Genomic DNA, 14,957 nt, shown 5'->3' on the forward strand with positions numbered 1-14,957 from the left:
CGCCGGTCGGCGCGAGCGGGCCGATCAGCCGTTCCCGCGCACCGCTCGCTCCGCTTCATGGGCACGGACCAGGGCCAGGTACTCCCCCGCCAGGCGGTGGCAGTCGCCGGGCCACCGCGCGGAGACGTAGTTGCCGTCCCTGACGGCGAAGCCGCGTCCGGGGCGGGCGGCGGTGTCGCGGACGGGCAGCGGCGGGCCGGTGAGGAAGTGGCCCGGATCGGCGAGCGCCGCGGTGACCTCCTGCTGCACGGTGGTGCGGTACGTGCGGTAGTAGCGCCCCAGCCAGAGCCTCGTGAGGTTCCACCCGGTCAACTCCAGCAGCGCCGTCAAGGCCGTGGTCCGCCGGCCGTGGAGGACCGAGCGCCCGGTGGCGGGATCCTTGGCCCGGGCGGCGAGCAGCACGCCGTGGCAGACGGCCCCGACCGGCAGGTTCCGGGTGAAGACCCGGGCGAACAGTCGCTGGGCGGTGGCGTCTTCGAGCAGCGTCCGCATGCCCGCGGCGTGGCCGCCGGGTACGAAGAGGCCCGTGACGTCGGCGGGGTCGACATCGGCGTACGAGGAAGGGGCGAGGAACCAAGGGTCCTCGCAGAGGCGCCGGTACGCGGCGAGCTCGGCGCGGCGGGTCATCAGCCAGGGCGACAGCCAGGAGAAGCCGAGGTCCGTGAGCCTGGGGTCGGCGAGCGCGACCTTCCCGCCCGGGGTCGCGAACCGCACCTTGAAGCCGGCGTCCCGCAGTGCGGCCCAGGGAACCGCCGCCTCGGTCGGGTCGTAGTCGCCTGCGGGGAGCAGGAAGAGAATCACGGCGTACTCCTCTGAGCGGTGGCGATCAGGGCAGCTCGCATCCCCGGTGCTCCGTGGGCCCCTGACCCCCGCGGGGTCCGAAGGCCGACCCTAGAAGCGGCCCGCGGCGCCGTCATTCACTCCGGCGGCCAATCCGTTGACTCTCCCGACCCGCCCCCGGCGGCCGTCCTCGCGGACGGTGTTGACGGGGTCGGTGCGCCCGCATTGACTGGCGGCCGTGTCCACCATCGAGCCGCCCTCCGTCACCGCGTGCTACGCCCTCGCCGTCCTGCGCGCCTTGGAGGACGGCACCGTCGGGTCCGCCGGGGCCATCGGGTCCGTCGGGTCCGTCGGGTCCGCGTCCTGGGCCCTGCCCACGGACCGGCTGGGGTTCGGTGAGATGCGTACGCTGTGGGACGCCGTGCTCGGCGCCCGCGACGCCGGCCCGCACACCGGGCTCCTCGTGGGCGACCGCATCCGGCCCGAAGGCCTGCACATCATGGGCCACCTCGTCCTCACCTGCGCCAGCCTCGCGGACGCCGCTCTGGCGGCCGAGCGCTACCACCCCCTGGTGAGCCAGGCGGGCACGGTGTCCCTGGACCGCCGCAGCGGCGCCAGCCGGATCCGCTACCGGCCGACCGTCGACCCGGCGGCCATGCACCCCCAGCAGGTGGAGGCGATCGTCAGCAGCATGGTGCGGGCGGCCCGCTGGATCGCCGGGGACGACTGGGCGCCCCTGTCCGTGTCGTTCGCCCATCCCCGTGCGGGATCGGCGGAGCCCTACGCCCGCGTTCTGGGCTGCCCCGTCACCTTCGACGCCCGGGAGAACGCGATCACGGTCGCCAACGAGGACCTCGACCGGCGCCGCCCCCTCTACGACCCGACGCTCAACGCCCTGCACCGGGCCTACGCCGACCGGCTCCTGCACCAGCTGTCCGCGCCCGCGCCCGTGGCCGAGCGCGTGCGGCGGTGGCTGGAGCACGCCACGCTGGAGGACGCGGGCCCCGAGGGCCCCGCCAAGGAGCTCCACCTCAGCGTCCGGACCCTGCGCAGGGCCCTGCACGCGGAGGGCACCTCGTGGCGCGCGCTCCTCGACACCGCCCGCCACGGCCGGGCCAGGCGGCTGCTGGAGAGCACGCCCCTGCCGCTGGACCGGATCGCCCCCCTCGTCGGCCTGAGCGGGGCGACGGCCCTGGTCCGCGCCTTTACCCGGTGGGAGGGCATGCCTCCCGGGGCGTACCGGGGCCGGTACGGGCCCGCGGCCCACAACCGGGACGGAGCCGGCAGCGGGTGACGGGCGTCACCGCGGGCGGGTCCCCGTCACGCCCCGGGGCCACAGCGCCTCCGTACGACGGAAGGGCCCGGATCCTGTGAGGATCCGGGCCCTTCCGGGTAGTAGCGGGGACAGGATTTGAACCTGCGACCTCTGGGTTATGAGCCCAGCGAGCTACCGGCGTCGGTGAACCCCACCCTACGGCACTGTCCTGCCGCATTCGACCAGTTTTCGCTCGGCGTGCTGCCCGGCCGCTCCGGGGGTGCCTGGACGGGCAGTCCCGTGAGGAGGACCGGGGGCCCGGCTCGCCTACCGCAGATCGTCGCGCATCGTCTCGTCGCGGATCACGTTGCGGTGTTCCTCGTAGACGAGCCGCGCGTCATCGCTCGGGAGCGCCTCGGTGGCGAGGCCGCAGGAACACGTCACGACGGTGAGACCGGAGGGAGCGCGCCGCGTGTGCCCCTCGGGGCTGGTCCACGCTTCACCGGCGGGGTTCTCGTACCGGAGGCTGTGGCGGTACTGGGGCTTGCGGTGATGGCTCGGGGCGCCGGCGGTGCCGCCGGTGTCGTCGGTGCCGGTCAGGTCAACGGGGAAGCGGTGCTGGCTCATGGCACCAGTGTCGCCGCCCGCGGGCGATCAGCCGGCAGCCCCCGCGGGCGCCGGCCCGGGCGGATCGGGAGCGGTCGCCGCCGTGTGCACGTGCGCCCCGGGTCGCGTCACGGCGTGCCGGAACGCAGGATGGAACAGGTGATGACGGTTTTGGTGGTCGGCGTGCCGGACGGCGAGCAGCTGGAGCTCCTGCGCGCGGGCATCCAGCGCAATCCGCACTTCCGGGTTCTGTCACATGCCCACGACCCCGCCGTCGCCCTCGCGCACGCCCGCCTCCTGCTGCCCGACATCACCGTCCTGTCCCTGCCCGCCGGGCTCGACAGCCTCGACGCGGACCCGGACATCCTGAGCGTGTTCCGCGGGGTGCGATCCCTGGACCCGCCGAGCGGGGTGGTGCTGCGGACGGCCGCCGACCGCATGCCCCGTGCCGTGTCCGGCCTTGCGGTCGAGGGCGCCGTCCACGTCGTGCGCGAGGGAGACTCCGAAGCCCTGATGCGGGCCCTGCGCACGATCGGGCTGCGCCGGGCGAGTTGCGACCCCGACGAGATGCCCTGACCGACAGCACCGGCACGTACATCCTGCGCCTCGGCCTGCCGTGGTTGCGCGCGAGCGGTCAACGCGCCGGGGTCTTCGAAGGATTCCCCAGAACGGTCAGTTCGGCCGTACGGGCGCCCACAGGCCGGCACTCCACAGGTCCCCGTGCCCCACGTGACGGCCCCTCCGCTCCTCCTCGTCGTCCACGACGAGGAGGGAGACGCAGGACGTCTCCGCCCGGTACTCCAGGAACCCGCCCTGGGCGGTGACCGTGAGTTCCGGGGCAGCAGGGAGCTCGGAGAGCGCCTCCCGTACGTCCGCCCAGGCGGTGTACGGGGTGAAGTCGACGCCCGTGCCCGCGCCCCATCGGGCCGCCCGCCCCGGGGCGTTCGCGAGGCGGTGCAGCTCGATCGACCCGCCGGACATCACCCACTCGCTCCCGGGGTTGAAGTAGAACTCGACGAAGCCGTAGTCGCGGCGGAGCGACGCGCCGCCCTCATCGACGACGTCGACGCAGCGGTACGGCAGGGCCCGGCCGACCTCGGCGAGGGTGGAACCGATGCCGATGCCGTGCAGGCGCCCGGTCCTGATGAAGGAGGCTAGGAATTCGATGCCGGTCACGGCCGATTCTCCGGTGTGTCGATCGGGGCCCGGCATCTCCGGGGAACGGTTCCGCGAGGTGCCCCGGCGGTGGGTGTCCAGTGGATCATGCCCGGTTCGCGGCGCTCGTGCCGCGGTATCGGCGCGGCCTGATGCCGCTCGTGCCGCGACGGTCCGATCTCGACGGCGACGCGTCGCCCCGGAAAGTGGCCACTGGTCACCACGCTGTCACGACCGTACGATGCGTCTGCCCGGTCCGCATCGGGCGACAACTGAATCGCCGTGTGACCTGGGGGAAGTCGGTGGGAATCCGGCGCTGACCTGCAACCGTGTGGAGCGCGTCCGTGCTCCGAGTCGGAGAGCCCAGCACGCGGTTCGTACCGCTTCCCACTGTCATGGTCTGCAGCGCGAAGCCTTGAGCCGCCGGCTCACCATCCAGCCGGATCCCGCCGTGGCGGGGTCGTGGCACCAGTGGCGGATGCCGTGGCGGACAGGGCAGCTCTGCGTGCCCGTCCGGCTCGAAAGGCAATTCATGCGCCCGAACCTCGTCCGCCGCACCCTCGTCACGTCCGCCGCCCTGGGGCTCGCGCTCGCCACCGCGCCTGCGGTCGCCCACGCCAAGCCGGTTCCGAACACGAACGCCCCGGTGAAGGTCAACCTCACGGTGCAGGGCCCGAGCGGTCTGCTGTTCAAGGGGAAGATCAAGACCAAGGGCCACGACGTCACCACGGTCACCGGCGGCACGCACAAGTGCGACGGGACCAACGGCTCGGCCAACCCGAGCGCCGTGCCCACGCCGACCGCCGCCCTGGACGACGCGGCGAAGACGCACTACTTCAGCTGGGACGGCACCTGGTACGCCTCGTTCGACGACTTCTCCGTCGACACGATCAAGAACGTCAGCGGCGGCGGCTCCGCCTACTGGAGCATATCCGTCAACGGCACCCCGACCCCGGTCGGCGGCTGCCAGTTCAAGCTCAACGCCGGCGACCAGGTCGCCTTCACCTGGACCGCCTTCTAAGACCGCCCTCCCAGCGGGAAGGCGCATCCGAACACCCCCGCCTGACGGGGACGCGGGCGGGCGGGCCGGAACATCAGGAGACTGACGTTCCGGCCCGCATGCAGGTCAGCCGGCCGCGCTACCGGTCTCCGCGCGGACTTCGCGGGCCGCGGCCACCAGGTTCTCCAGGGAGGCACGGGTCTCTGCCCAACCGCGCGTCTTCAGACCGCAGTCGGGGTTGACCCAGAGCCGCTCCGCCGGGATGGCCTCCAGCCCCTTGCGGAGCAGGGCCACCGCCTCGGCGGCGGAGGGGACGCGCGGCGAGTGGATGTCCCACACCCCGGGGCCGGCCTCGCGCGGGTAGCCGTGCTCGGCGAGCTCGGTCGCGACCTGCATGTGCGAGCGGGCTGCCTCCAGGCTGATGACGTCGGCGTCGAGGTCGTCGATCGCCTGGACGATGTCGCCGAACTCCGCGTAGCACATGTGCGTGTGGATCTGGGTTTCCGGCCGCACGCCCGAGGTCGTCAGCCGGAACGCCTCGGTCGCCCACGCCAGGTACTCGGCGTGGCCGTCGGCGCGCAGTGGGAGCGTCTCGCGCAGGGCGGGCTCGTCGACCTGGATGACCGAAGTGCCGGCTGACTCCAGGTCGTCGACCTCGTCGCGCAGGGCCAGTCCGACCTGGCGGGCGGTCTCGCCGAGGGGCTGGTCGTCCCGTACGAAGGACCAGGCGAGCATGGTGACCGGGCCGGTCAGCATGCCCTTCACCGGCTTGGCCGTCTGCGTCTGCGCGTACGTCGTCCAGCGCACGGTCATCGGCTCCGGTCGGGAGATGTCCCCGGCCAGGACGGGCGGGCGCACGTAGCGCGTGCCGTAGGACTGCACCCAGCCGTGCTGGGTGGCGAGGTAGCCCGTCAGCCGTTCGGCGAAGTACTGGACCATGTCGTTGCGTTCGGGTTCGCCGTGCACGAGGACGTCGATGCCGGTCTTCTCCTGGAAGGAGAGCACCTCGCGGATCTCGTCCTTGATCCGCTCCTCGTAGCCGGCGGTGTCGATCCGCCCGGCCCGCAGGTCGGCTCGGGCCACCCGCAGCTCGTCGGTCTGCGGGAAGGAGCCGATGGTCGTCGTGGGGAGCAGCGGCAGCCCCAGGTGGGCGCGCTGGGCGGCCGCCCGGTCGGCGTACGGCTGGGGCCGGCGGCCGTCCGCGCCGGTGATCGCCGCGGTGCGGGCCCGGACCGCGGGGTCGCGGGTGACCGGGGACGTGGCACGGGAGGCCAGGTCGGCGCGGTTGGCGGCGAGTTCGGCGGCGATGGCATCGGTGCCCCGGGCGAGTCCGCGGGCCAGCGTGGTGATCTCGTTCGTCTTCTGGCGGGCGAAGGCCAGCCAGCGACGGACCTGCGGATCGATGTCCCGCTCGACGGCGGCGTCCAGCGGGACGTGGAGGAGGGAGCAGGAGGCGGCGACGTCGACGCGGTCGGCGAGGCCGAGGAGGGTGCCGAGCGTGGTCAGCGACTTCTGGTAGTCGTTGATCCAGATGTTGCGGCCGTTGACCACGCCCGCGACCAGGCGCTTGCCCGGAAGCCCGCCGACGGCGGCGAGGTCGGCGAGGTTCGCGGCGGCCGCGTCGGTGAAGTCGAGGGCCAGGCCTTCGACGGGTGCCTTCGCCAGGACGGGCAGGGCCTCGCCGAGCCGGTCGAAGTAGGAGGCGACGAGCAGCTTCGGGCGCTCCGTGAGGGCGCCGAGCTCACGGTAGGTGCGCGCGGCGACGTTCAGCTCGGCCGGGGTGCGGTCCTGGACGAGGGCCGGCTCGTCGAGCTGGACCCACTCGGCGCCGGCCGCCCGCAGGTCGGCCAGCACCCGGGCGTAGACGGGCAGCAGCCGGTCGAGCAGGGTGACCGGCTCGAAGTCGGCGGCGACGCCGGGCGCGGGCTTGGCGAGCAGCAGGTAGGTGACCGGGCCGACGAGGACCGGACGGCCCGCGTGACCGAGCGTCAGGGCCTCCTTCAACTCGGCGACCTGCTTCGTGGAGTCGGCCGTGAAGACGGTGTCGGGACCGAGTTCGGGGACGAGGTAGTGGTAGTTGGTGTCGAACCACTTGGTCATCTCCAGCGGGGCCACGTCCTGCGTGCCGCGGGCCATCGCGAAGTAGCCGTCGAGCGCGTCGACTTCGACGGCCGCCCGGTGGCGGCCGGGGACGGCGCCCACCATGACCGTGGTGTCCAGGACGTGGTCGTAGTACGAGAAGTCACCGGTCGGCACCTCGGTGATGCCGGCCCCTGCCAGCTGGGCCCAGTTGGCCCGGCGCAGGTCGCGGGCGGTCTCCCGGAGGGATTCCGCGGTGACGCGGCCCTTCCAGTAGCCCTCGATGGCCTTCTTCAGTTCGCGGTTCCGGCCTTGGCGGGGGTAGCCGTACACGGTGGCCTGTACTGCCGCGGCTGCGGACTGGGTGGTCACGGAACTCTCCTTCGCGAGCGTGTCTCCATGGACCCGGTGGGGTCGAGGACGCGAGGGGTGCCGGACCGGGCGGCCCCCGGGGGTCACGTACGACTGGGTACGCGACGGGGAGGTCCCGCCCGAAGCACGCCGACCCGCCCACGAGGTCACCGGGAAACCGGGCGCGGTCGATCGCGCACGGGCAACGGGCAGGTCTTCGGACTCGCGGGCACGCCGGCCACTCGGGCAGACACCTACTGGCCGTCGCTTCCCAGGACCTGTTCCGGTCCCAGTGCGTATGACGGCGGTCGTTCCCGCTCACCGCTGCGGGGCAGTCCCGGATTCCCACCGGGTTCCCTCTTGCGACGCATCCCGCCTGGCGGACGGGGCGAACCAGCTGCGAGGCCCACACTAGGTCGGTGACCGGGGAATGAACACCGCTTTCCACATGTCGGACGCCGAAATGAGACACGGTGGGGGCGCGGCGACACCACTCGCCACACCCCCACCGCTCCCGCGTGCCTCCGGCGCACCCTCAGCCCGGAGACAGTGCCGGGGCCCTCAGCCCCGGCCGTATGTGTGGAACCCGCGGCCCGTCTTGCGTCCGAGCAGTCCCGCCTGCACCATCCGCTGGAGCAGCGGGGGCGGGGCGTAGAGCGGTTCCTTGAACTCTTCGTAGAGGGACTCGGCGATCGCCGCGACCGTGTCGAGGCCGATCAGGTCGGCGAGCTTGAGCGGTCCCATCGGGTGGGCGCAGCCCAGCTCCATGCCCGCGTCCACGTCCGCGGCGCTCGCGAAGCCGGATTCGGCCATCCGGACGGCCGACAGGAGGTACGGGATCAGTAGCGCGTTGACGACGAACCCGGCCCGGTCCTGGGAGCGGACCACGGTCTTGCCCAGGGCGTCGCGGGCGAAGTCCTCGACGGCGGCGAGCGTGTCCGCCGACGTGTGGAGGGAGGACACGACCTCGACGAGCGGCAGGACGGGCACGGGGTTGAAGAAGTGCAGGCCCACCACCCGGTCCGCCCGGCCGGTGGCCATGCCCAGCCGCATGACCGGGATGGCCGACGTGTTGGTGGCGAGTATCGCCTCCGGGTCCTCGACGATCTTGTCGAGGGCGGTGAAGACCGCCGTCTTGGCGTCCGGGTTCTCGGTCACCGCCTCGATGACGAGCTGCCGGTCGGCGAGGTCCTCCAGGTCCCCCGTGAACACCAGCCGGGTGAGTGCGTCCTCAGCGGAGATCCGGTCGAGCTTCCCGCGCTGGACGGCCCGCTCCAGGGAGACGGCGACGCGTTGGCCGGCGGCGCGGGCCGCGGTGGCGTCCGCCTCGGCGACGACCGTGTCGAGTCCGGCGCGGGCGCACACCTCGGCGATGCCCGCGCCCATCTGCCCCCCGCCGACGACTCCGACGCGCCGGATCCGGGCGGGCCGCACGGGGGCGTTCACGCGTTCACCCGCACGGCGGTGTGACGGACGAGGTGGCGGGTGTAGGCCTCGGGGGTGAAGAACGCGGGCAGTCGGACCGAGAGCGCACTGTCCACGAAGACCTCCCGCGCCTCCAGGACCAGGGCCTGCGGGTCCGCCGCCTCCAGGGCCGCGCATTCGGCGTCGAGGAGGTCGGTGACCACCGCCCGGTCCACCCGGTCGTGGCGGAGCCACTGCCAGATCTGGACGCGGGCGATCTCGGCGGTCGCGGCGTCCTCCATCAGCCCGTTCAGGGCGACGGCTCCGCTGCCGCGCAGCCAGGCGTCGAAGTAGCGCAGGGCCACGGCCACGTTGGAGCGGACGCCCTCCTGCGTGGGCGGGGCGGCGATCCGGCGAACGGAGAGCAGGTCGCCGGACGTGACCTCGACGTCCTCGCGGGTCCGCTCCAGCTGGTGGGGACGTTCTCCCAGGACGTTGTCGAAGACCTCGCGGCCGACGGGGACGAGCCCGGGGTGGGCGACCCACGAGCCGTCGAAGCCGTCCTCCGCCTCCCGTTCCTTGTCGAGCCGCACCTTGGCGAGGGCGGCGGCGTTGGCCTCCGCGTCCCGGCTGGGGACGTGTGCGGCCATGCCGCCGATGGCGTGGGCGCCGCGCCGGTGGCAGGTCCGTACGAGGAGTTCGGTGTAGGCGCGCATGAAGGGGGCGGTCATGGTGACCTTGGCGCGGTCCGGGAGCTGGAAGTCGGTGCGGTGGCCGAAGGTCTTGATCAGGCTGAAGAGGTAGTCCCAGCGGCCGGCGTTCAGCCCCGCGCTGTGCTCGCGCAGCTCGTAGAGGATCTCCTCCATCTCGAACGCGGCCGTGATCGTCTCGATCAGGACGGTCGCGCGGACGGTGCCCCGCGGGATGCCGAGGAGGTCCTGGGCATACACGAAGACGTCGTTCCACAGGCGGGCCTCGTACCGGTTCTCCAGCTTGGGGAGGTAGAAGTACGGGCCGTACCCGGCGTCGATCTGCCGCCGCGCGCAGTGGAAGAAGTACAGGCCGAAGTCGACGAGGGAGGCGGAGAGGGGCCGGCCGTCGATCTCCAGGTGTTCTTCGAGGAGGTGCCAGCCCCGCGGGCGCACCATGATCGTGGCGAGGTCCGGTCCGAGGCGGTACTCCTTGCCCCCGGGGGTGGTGAAGTCGATGCGCCGGTCGATGGCGTCGATCAGGTTGATCTGACCGCCGATGACGTTGTTCCAGGTGGGGGCGGTGGCGTCCTCGAAGTCGGCCATCCAGACCTTCGCGCCGGAGTTGAGGGCGTTGATCGCCATGCGGCGTTCGGGCGGGCCGGTGATCTCGACCCTGCGGTCGGTCAGACCGGGGGCGGGCGGGGCCACGCGCCAGTCGGTGTCCGCGCGGACGGCGGCGGTGGCGCGGGAGAAGTCCAGGGGCGACCCGGAGGCCAGGTGGGCCGAGCGGCGCCGGCGCTCCTTGAGGATCTCCAGGCGGCGGTCCGCGAAGGCGGCGTCGAGCCGGCCGAGGAACTCCAGGGCCTCGGGGGTCAGGATCTCCTCGTGGCGCTCACCCGGCGCGCCGAGGACCTGGACACTGCGGGTCAGGGGCTTGAGTGACATGCGGTTCTGCTCCTCGGCGTGGGGTGGCCGGCACCCGGGGCCGGCAGGGCCCCGGGCGCCGTCGGACGGCGAGCTCAGGGCGCCGGGCGGGACCGGCGCCGCACTCTCAGTGGAACTGCTCTTCTTCGGTGGAACCGGCGAGCGCGGTGGTGGAGGAGGCCGGGTTGACGGCGGTGGAGACCAGGTCGAAGTAGCCCGTGCCGACCTCGCGCTGGTGCCTGACGGCCGTGAAGCCCTGCGCCTGGGCGGCGAACTCCCGCTCCTGGAGGTCGACGTACGCGGTCATGCCGTGCTCGGCGTAGCCGCGGGCCAGGTCGAACATGCCGTGGTTGAGGGAGTGGAAGCCGGCCAGCGTGATGAACTGGAAGCGGTAGCCCATCGCGCCCAGCTCCCGCTGGAACTTGGCGATCTGGTCGTCGTCCAGGGCCGCCTTCCAGTTGAAGGAGGGCGAGCAGTTGTAGGCGAGCATCTGGTCGGGGTACCGGGCGTGGATCGCCTCGGCGAACTCCCGCGCCTGCTCCAGGTCCGGGGTGCCCGTCTCGACCCAGATGAGGTCCGCGTACGGGGCGTAGGCCAGACCGCGGGCGATGACCGGGGCCATGCCGTTACGGACGTGGTAGAAGCCCTCGGCGGTGCGCTCGCCGGTGCAGAACTCGGCGTCGCGCTCGTCGACGTCGCTGGTCAGCAGGGTGGCGGCGAGGGCGTCCGTACGGGCGATGATCAGGGTCGGCGTGTCGGCGATGTCGGCGGCCAGGCGGGCCGCGTTCAGGGTGCGGATGTGCTGCGAGGTCGGGACGAGGACCTTGCCGCCGAGGTGGCCGCACTTCTTCTCGGAGGCGAGCTGGTCCTCGTAGTGGATGCCGGCGGCGCCCGCCGCGATCATCGCCTTGGTCAGCTCGAAGGCGTTCAGCGGTCCGCCGAAGCCGGCCTCGGCGTCCGCGACGATCGGTGCCAGCCAGTCCGTCGTGTCGGCGCCGCCCTCGGCGGTGGCGATCTGGTCGGCGCGCAGCAGCGCGTTGTTGATCCGACGGACCACCTGGGGAACGGAGTTGACCGGGTAGAGGCTCTGGTCGGGGTAGGTGTGCCCGGCCTGGTTGGCGTCGGCGGCCACCTGCCAGCCGGACAGGTAGATCGCCTGGAGCCCGGCCCGCACCTGCTGGACGGCCTGGCCGCCGGTGAGGGCGCCGAGCGCGTGGATGTAGTCCTGCTCGTGCAGCCGGCGCCACAGGCGCTCGGCGCCGCGCCGGGCCAGGGTGTGCTCCTCGCGGACGCTGCCGGACAGCCGGACCACGTCCTCGGCCGTGTAGGTGCGCTCGATGCCCGCCCACCGCGGGTCATCGGCCCAGCGCTGCTTGAGCTGCTCGGCCGCCGCCGTCGTGTTCGCCTCTGCCATGACCGTCACCGTTTCCATCCGTCGCTTGTCTTGCCAATGCCCCCGGCAGGGATCCACGCATTGACACTCTGTGCCTGTGAGAGAGGGTGCGGCCGCCGAATCCGCCCGTGGGCCGGAGCTGAGCAATGCTGCCGATCTGCCAGGAGCAGGACGTTCAGATCGCCGAAATCAGGGCGTGAATCGAGGATCTGAGGTCCGTCCCGGCCACCGGTTCCGGCTGGCCGCAGGACTGACTCTGGCATTGGCACTGGGTGCCATCAAGGCTGTACGACTGCCAAGCTTTGCGAATCTTCCGGGCCGGAATTGCCAAGGTTGCGAAGGCCCGTGGTGAACGGGATCCACGTATGCTGCGGAGCCTGTCCGACGGTGGAGGAGTCCGGTGAGCAAGACGTACGCGGGGGCACGGCTGCGCCGGCTGCGCGAGGAGCGGCGGATGACGCAGGCCGACCTGGCCAGGGTGCTGGGCATCTCGCCCAGCTACCTGAACCAGATGGAGCACGACTCCCGCCCGCTGACCGTTCCGGTACTGCTGCGCCTCACCGAGGCCTTCGGGGTGGACCCGGGGTTCTTCTCGGAGCGGGACACCAGCCGCCTGGTCGCGGACCTGCGCGAGGCGCTCGCCAAGGAGGTCGCGGAAGCCCGCGTCTCCTCCTCCGATCTCGCCGAGCTCGCCACCCGGATGCCGGCGGTCGCCTCGGTCCTGCTGGACCTGGGGCGGCGCAGCCAGCTCCTCGCGGAGCGGCTCACGGACGCGGCCGAGGGCCGTGGAGGTGCCGCCGAGGCGCCGCGCTCGCCCCACGAGGAGATCCGCGAGTTCTTCTACCGGCGGCAGAACTACCTCCACGACACCGATCTCGCCGCCGAGGAGCTGGCCCGTGAGATCGGCATCCGCCCCGGGGACGTGATCCGCGCCCTGACCCGGCGCCTCACCGGCCGGCACGGGGTCGGGATCACCGCGGACTGCGACCGGCTGCACCACTACGACGCCGACGCCCGGGTCCTGCACCTCTCGAACCGGCTCCGGCCCGGCCAGCAGGCCTTCCGGATGGCCACGCAGCTGGCCCTCCTCGAATACGGGGAGGAACTGGACCGGCTGGCCGCCGAGGACTTCCCGCCCGGGTCGGCCGCGCACCCGTTGGCCCGGATCGGCATCGCCAACTACTTCGCGGCCGCGCTGATCCTCCCGTACACGGCCTTCCACACCGCCGCGGAGGAGTTCCGGTACGACATCGAGCGGCTCACCGACCACTTCGGCCTCGGCTACGAGACGGTCTGCCACCGCCTCAGCACCCTACAACGCCCCAGGCTGCGTGGGGTTCCGTTCTCCTTCGTCCGGGTGGACCGGGCCGGGAACATGTCCAAGCGGCAGTCCGCAACGGGATTCCACTTCTCCCGGGCGGGCGGCACCTGCCCGCTGTGGAACGTGTACGAGGCCTTCACCGCCCCCGGCCGCATCCACGTCCAGGTCGCCGCCATGCCCGACGGGCAGCGGTACTTGTGGACCGCCCGGGCCGTCACCCGGCACCGCGGGGGCTGGGGCGAGCCCGGCAAGACCTTCGCCATCGGGCTGGGGTGCGAGATCCGGCACGCCTCGCGGCTCGTCTACGCGGACGGGCTCGACCTCGACAACACGGCGGCCGCGACCCCGATCGGGATGGGCTGCCGGCTCTGCGAACGCCTGGACTGCCCGCAGCGCGCGGTCCCCCCGCTCGGCCGGGTGCTGGCCGTCGACGAGAACAGCAGCACCTTCGTCCCCTATCCCGTCGAAGGCCCATCCGCAGCGAGCCGCGGCTGACACCGACGGCGCAGCGGCCGCTGCCGCAGGCGGTGTGAGGGCGGGTGCGGGACCCGCGGGCAGCGGGTCCCGCACCCGTGGGAATCAGGCGCCCCAGCGCAGGGCGATGGTGTCGCCCACGTTGATGACCTTCTCGCGCAGCGCGCCCGCGAAGGCGGAACCGTCGACGCTGACCTTCCACGTGTTCGAGCCGCTGTTGGCCTTGCCGTTGACGTTGGTGATCGTCCCGGTGCCGGAGGACGGGGTCACGCTCGTGACGCAGCCCGACGGGGTGGCGCCGCCGGTGGCGGCGGCCAGGACGTCACCGAGGGTGGTGGTCGTCCCGGTCGGGGTGAACGCGACCGAGCACACCTTGAGGTTGCCCGCGCCGTCGTCGACGGTCAGCGCCAGCTTGGTGGCGGTACCGGCGGTGAAGGTGGACTGGGCCACCCACTGCGGGGCGCCGGGGGTGACCGGAACCGGCGGAGCCGTGGTGAAGCCGCCGCCGACGACCGCGCGCAGCGCGTCGATGGACGAGTAGGCGGACGGCGCGGTGTCGGAGGGCTTGTACTTGAAGCCCCCGGCCGGGTTGTACTGGTTGGCGATCAGGAAGTCGATCGGGGTCTTGCCGCCGGCGGTGAGGAAGTCCCCGGTCTGCGGGTTGAAGCCGCAGGCGTTCAGGCCGGCGACGCCCCAGCCGTTGGAGCTGGTGTTGACCCCGTAGAGGGAGTTGAAGGCACCGCTGCCGGAGACGAGCGTGCCCTTGAGGAAGTTCTTCGCCTGGACGACGTCCGTGTCGGTGTTGGGCACGCCCGAGACGCAGAGGGCGGCCATCGCGGCGCCGGTCATGTCGACGTCGCTCGCGGAGTTCAGGACGGTGGGGTTGCCCTCGCCCTTCTGGTACGTCCAGCCGCCGTCGACGTGCTGGTTGGCCCTGATGCGAGTGACCACCGAGTCGGTCAGCGCCTGCGGGACGCGGTTCGCGCCGCTCTGGGTCTTGCCCCCGCCCAGCGAAAGCGCCGCGAAGACGGTGCCGTTGAAGTTCCCCGAGGGGCCGAAGTAGCCGGACTCCGCCGTCTGCCAGTAGGAGTAGACGTTCGCCACGAGGTTGCGCGAGGCGGAGACCCGGGCCGGGTCGATGCCGGCGGCGTACGCGTTGAGGGTGCCGCGCTCGTAGTCGGTGACCACCGGGGAGGCCGAGGGCCAGCCCGCCGTCGAGAGGAGGTTGCGGTAGACCGTGCGGGCGTTCTTCGTCGTGTCTCCGCCGGGGTAGACGTCGACCACCGCGGTGCCTGCTGCGGCGAAGGCGCTGAAGGCCCATTCGTTGGACAGGCCGGAGCCGGCGTACGAACCGTCCGCCGCCTGAAGGGACTTGAGGTACGCCACACCGTTGGTCTTGGACGTGGCGATCTGCGCGGGGCTGGAGGTCGCGAAGGCGGGCAGCGCGGTGAGGGCAAGGGCGCCCAGGGCCGCGGGCACGGCGAGCGCGAGGCGGCGGGAGGTACGGGGACGGGACATGTCCT

At 72.4% G+C, this 14,957-nt stretch carries 12 protein-coding genes, 1 tRNA gene and 2 riboswitches; of the genes, 4 read left to right on the forward strand and 9 right to left on the reverse strand.

Annotated elements, in window-relative coordinates:
• Window positions 1-24: 24 nt before the first annotated feature.
• On the reverse strand, window positions 25-801 hold the full coding sequence (locus tag ADK52_RS18220; protein WP_053690880.1) for a type 1 glutamine amidotransferase domain-containing protein: 777 nt from the start codon (window positions 799-801) through the stop codon (window positions 25-27).
• Between the two features lie 217 nt (window positions 802-1,018).
• Between ADK52_RS18220 and ADK52_RS18225 the strand changes: the two genes are divergently transcribed.
• Window positions 1,019-2,074 carry an AraC family transcriptional regulator gene (locus tag ADK52_RS18225; protein ID WP_053690881.1) on the forward strand — a complete coding sequence of 352 codons (1,056 nt, stop codon included), beginning with the start codon at window positions 1,019-1,021 and terminating at the stop codon, window positions 2,072-2,074.
• A 102-nt stretch (window positions 2,075-2,176) separates the two neighbouring features.
• Here ADK52_RS18225 and ADK52_RS18230 read toward each other — a convergent pair.
• Both ADK52_RS18230 and ADK52_RS18235 read right to left on the reverse strand, forming a co-directional pair.
• Window positions 2,177-2,251 (reverse strand) — tRNA-Met (locus ADK52_RS18230).
• 111 nt (window positions 2,252-2,362) lie between these two features.
• Window positions 2,363-2,662 carry a hypothetical protein gene (locus tag ADK52_RS18235; RefSeq protein WP_053690882.1) on the reverse strand — a complete coding sequence of 100 codons (300 nt, stop codon included), beginning with the start codon at window positions 2,660-2,662 and terminating at the stop codon, window positions 2,363-2,365.
• A 141-nt stretch (window positions 2,663-2,803) separates the two neighbouring features.
• Between ADK52_RS18235 and ADK52_RS18240 the strand changes: the two genes are divergently transcribed.
• Window positions 2,804-3,217, forward strand: coding sequence for a hypothetical protein (locus ADK52_RS18240; RefSeq protein WP_159045975.1), 414 nt, complete (start codon window positions 2,804-2,806; stop codon window positions 3,215-3,217).
• A 96-nt stretch (window positions 3,218-3,313) separates the two neighbouring features.
• On the opposite strand, the gene ADK52_RS18245 is transcribed toward ADK52_RS18240, so the two are convergent.
• Window positions 3,314-3,817 carry a hypothetical protein gene (locus ADK52_RS18245; protein ID WP_053690884.1) on the reverse strand — a complete coding sequence of 168 codons (504 nt, stop codon included), beginning with the start codon at window positions 3,815-3,817 and terminating at the stop codon, window positions 3,314-3,316.
• A gap of 226 nt (window positions 3,818-4,043) precedes the next feature.
• A riboswitch (cobalamin riboswitch) is annotated at window positions 4,044-4,182 on the forward strand.
• A 146-nt stretch (window positions 4,183-4,328) separates the two neighbouring features.
• On the opposite strand from ADK52_RS18245, the gene ADK52_RS18250 reads away from it, so the two are divergent.
• The gene (locus ADK52_RS18250) at window positions 4,329-4,817 is read left to right on the forward strand and encodes a DUF4430 domain-containing protein (protein ID WP_053690885.1); all 489 of its coding nucleotides are present in this window, start codon (window positions 4,329-4,331) and stop codon (window positions 4,815-4,817) included.
• A gap of 105 nt (window positions 4,818-4,922) precedes the next feature.
• Here ADK52_RS18250 and metE read toward each other — a convergent pair whose 3' ends face one another.
• The 4 genes from metE to aceA all read right to left on the reverse strand — a co-directional run bounded on the left by metE (window position 4,923) and on the right by aceA (window position 11,660).
• Entirely contained in the window at window positions 4,923-7,247 is a 2,325-nt protein-coding gene (gene metE / locus ADK52_RS18255; protein WP_053690886.1) for a 5-methyltetrahydropteroyltriglutamate--homocysteine S-methyltransferase, read from the reverse strand.
• Between the two features lie 169 nt (window positions 7,248-7,416).
• Window positions 7,417-7,639: riboswitch (cobalamin riboswitch) on the reverse strand.
• Window positions 7,640-7,787: 148 nt separating this feature from the next.
• Window positions 7,788-8,672 carry a 3-hydroxybutyryl-CoA dehydrogenase gene (locus tag ADK52_RS18260; protein ID WP_078988422.1) on the reverse strand — a complete coding sequence of 295 codons (885 nt, stop codon included), beginning with the start codon at window positions 8,670-8,672 and terminating at the stop codon, window positions 7,788-7,790.
• A complete protein-coding gene (aceB, locus tag ADK52_RS18265) occupies window positions 8,669-10,267 on the reverse strand; it encodes a malate synthase A (RefSeq protein ID WP_053690887.1) in 1,599 nt (532 codons plus the stop codon). The genes ADK52_RS18260 and aceB overlap by 4 nt, the downstream gene beginning before the upstream one ends.
• 106 nt (window positions 10,268-10,373) lie before the next feature.
• Window positions 10,374-11,660, reverse strand: coding sequence for an isocitrate lyase (gene aceA, locus ADK52_RS18270; RefSeq protein ID WP_053690951.1), 1,287 nt, complete (start codon window positions 11,658-11,660; stop codon window positions 10,374-10,376).
• 379 nt (window positions 11,661-12,039) lie between these two features.
• Here aceA and ADK52_RS18275 point away from each other — a divergent pair, with 379 nt between their 5' ends.
• On the forward strand, window positions 12,040-13,455 hold the full coding sequence (locus ADK52_RS18275) for a short-chain fatty acyl-CoA regulator family protein (RefSeq protein WP_053690888.1): 1,416 nt from the start codon (window positions 12,040-12,042) through the stop codon (window positions 13,453-13,455).
• An 84-nt stretch (window positions 13,456-13,539) separates the two neighbouring features.
• Here the strand turns inward: ADK52_RS18275 and ADK52_RS18280 are convergent, their stop codons facing one another.
• Window positions 13,540-14,952 carry a hypothetical protein gene (locus ADK52_RS18280; RefSeq protein WP_053690889.1) on the reverse strand — a complete coding sequence of 471 codons (1,413 nt, stop codon included), beginning with the start codon at window positions 14,950-14,952 and terminating at the stop codon, window positions 13,540-13,542.
• Window positions 14,953-14,957: the final 5 nt, after the last annotated feature.

The sequence above is a fragment of the Streptomyces sp. WM6372 genome, from assembly GCF_001279655.1.
Lineage (GTDB): Bacteria > Actinomycetota > Actinomycetes > Streptomycetales > Streptomycetaceae > Streptomyces.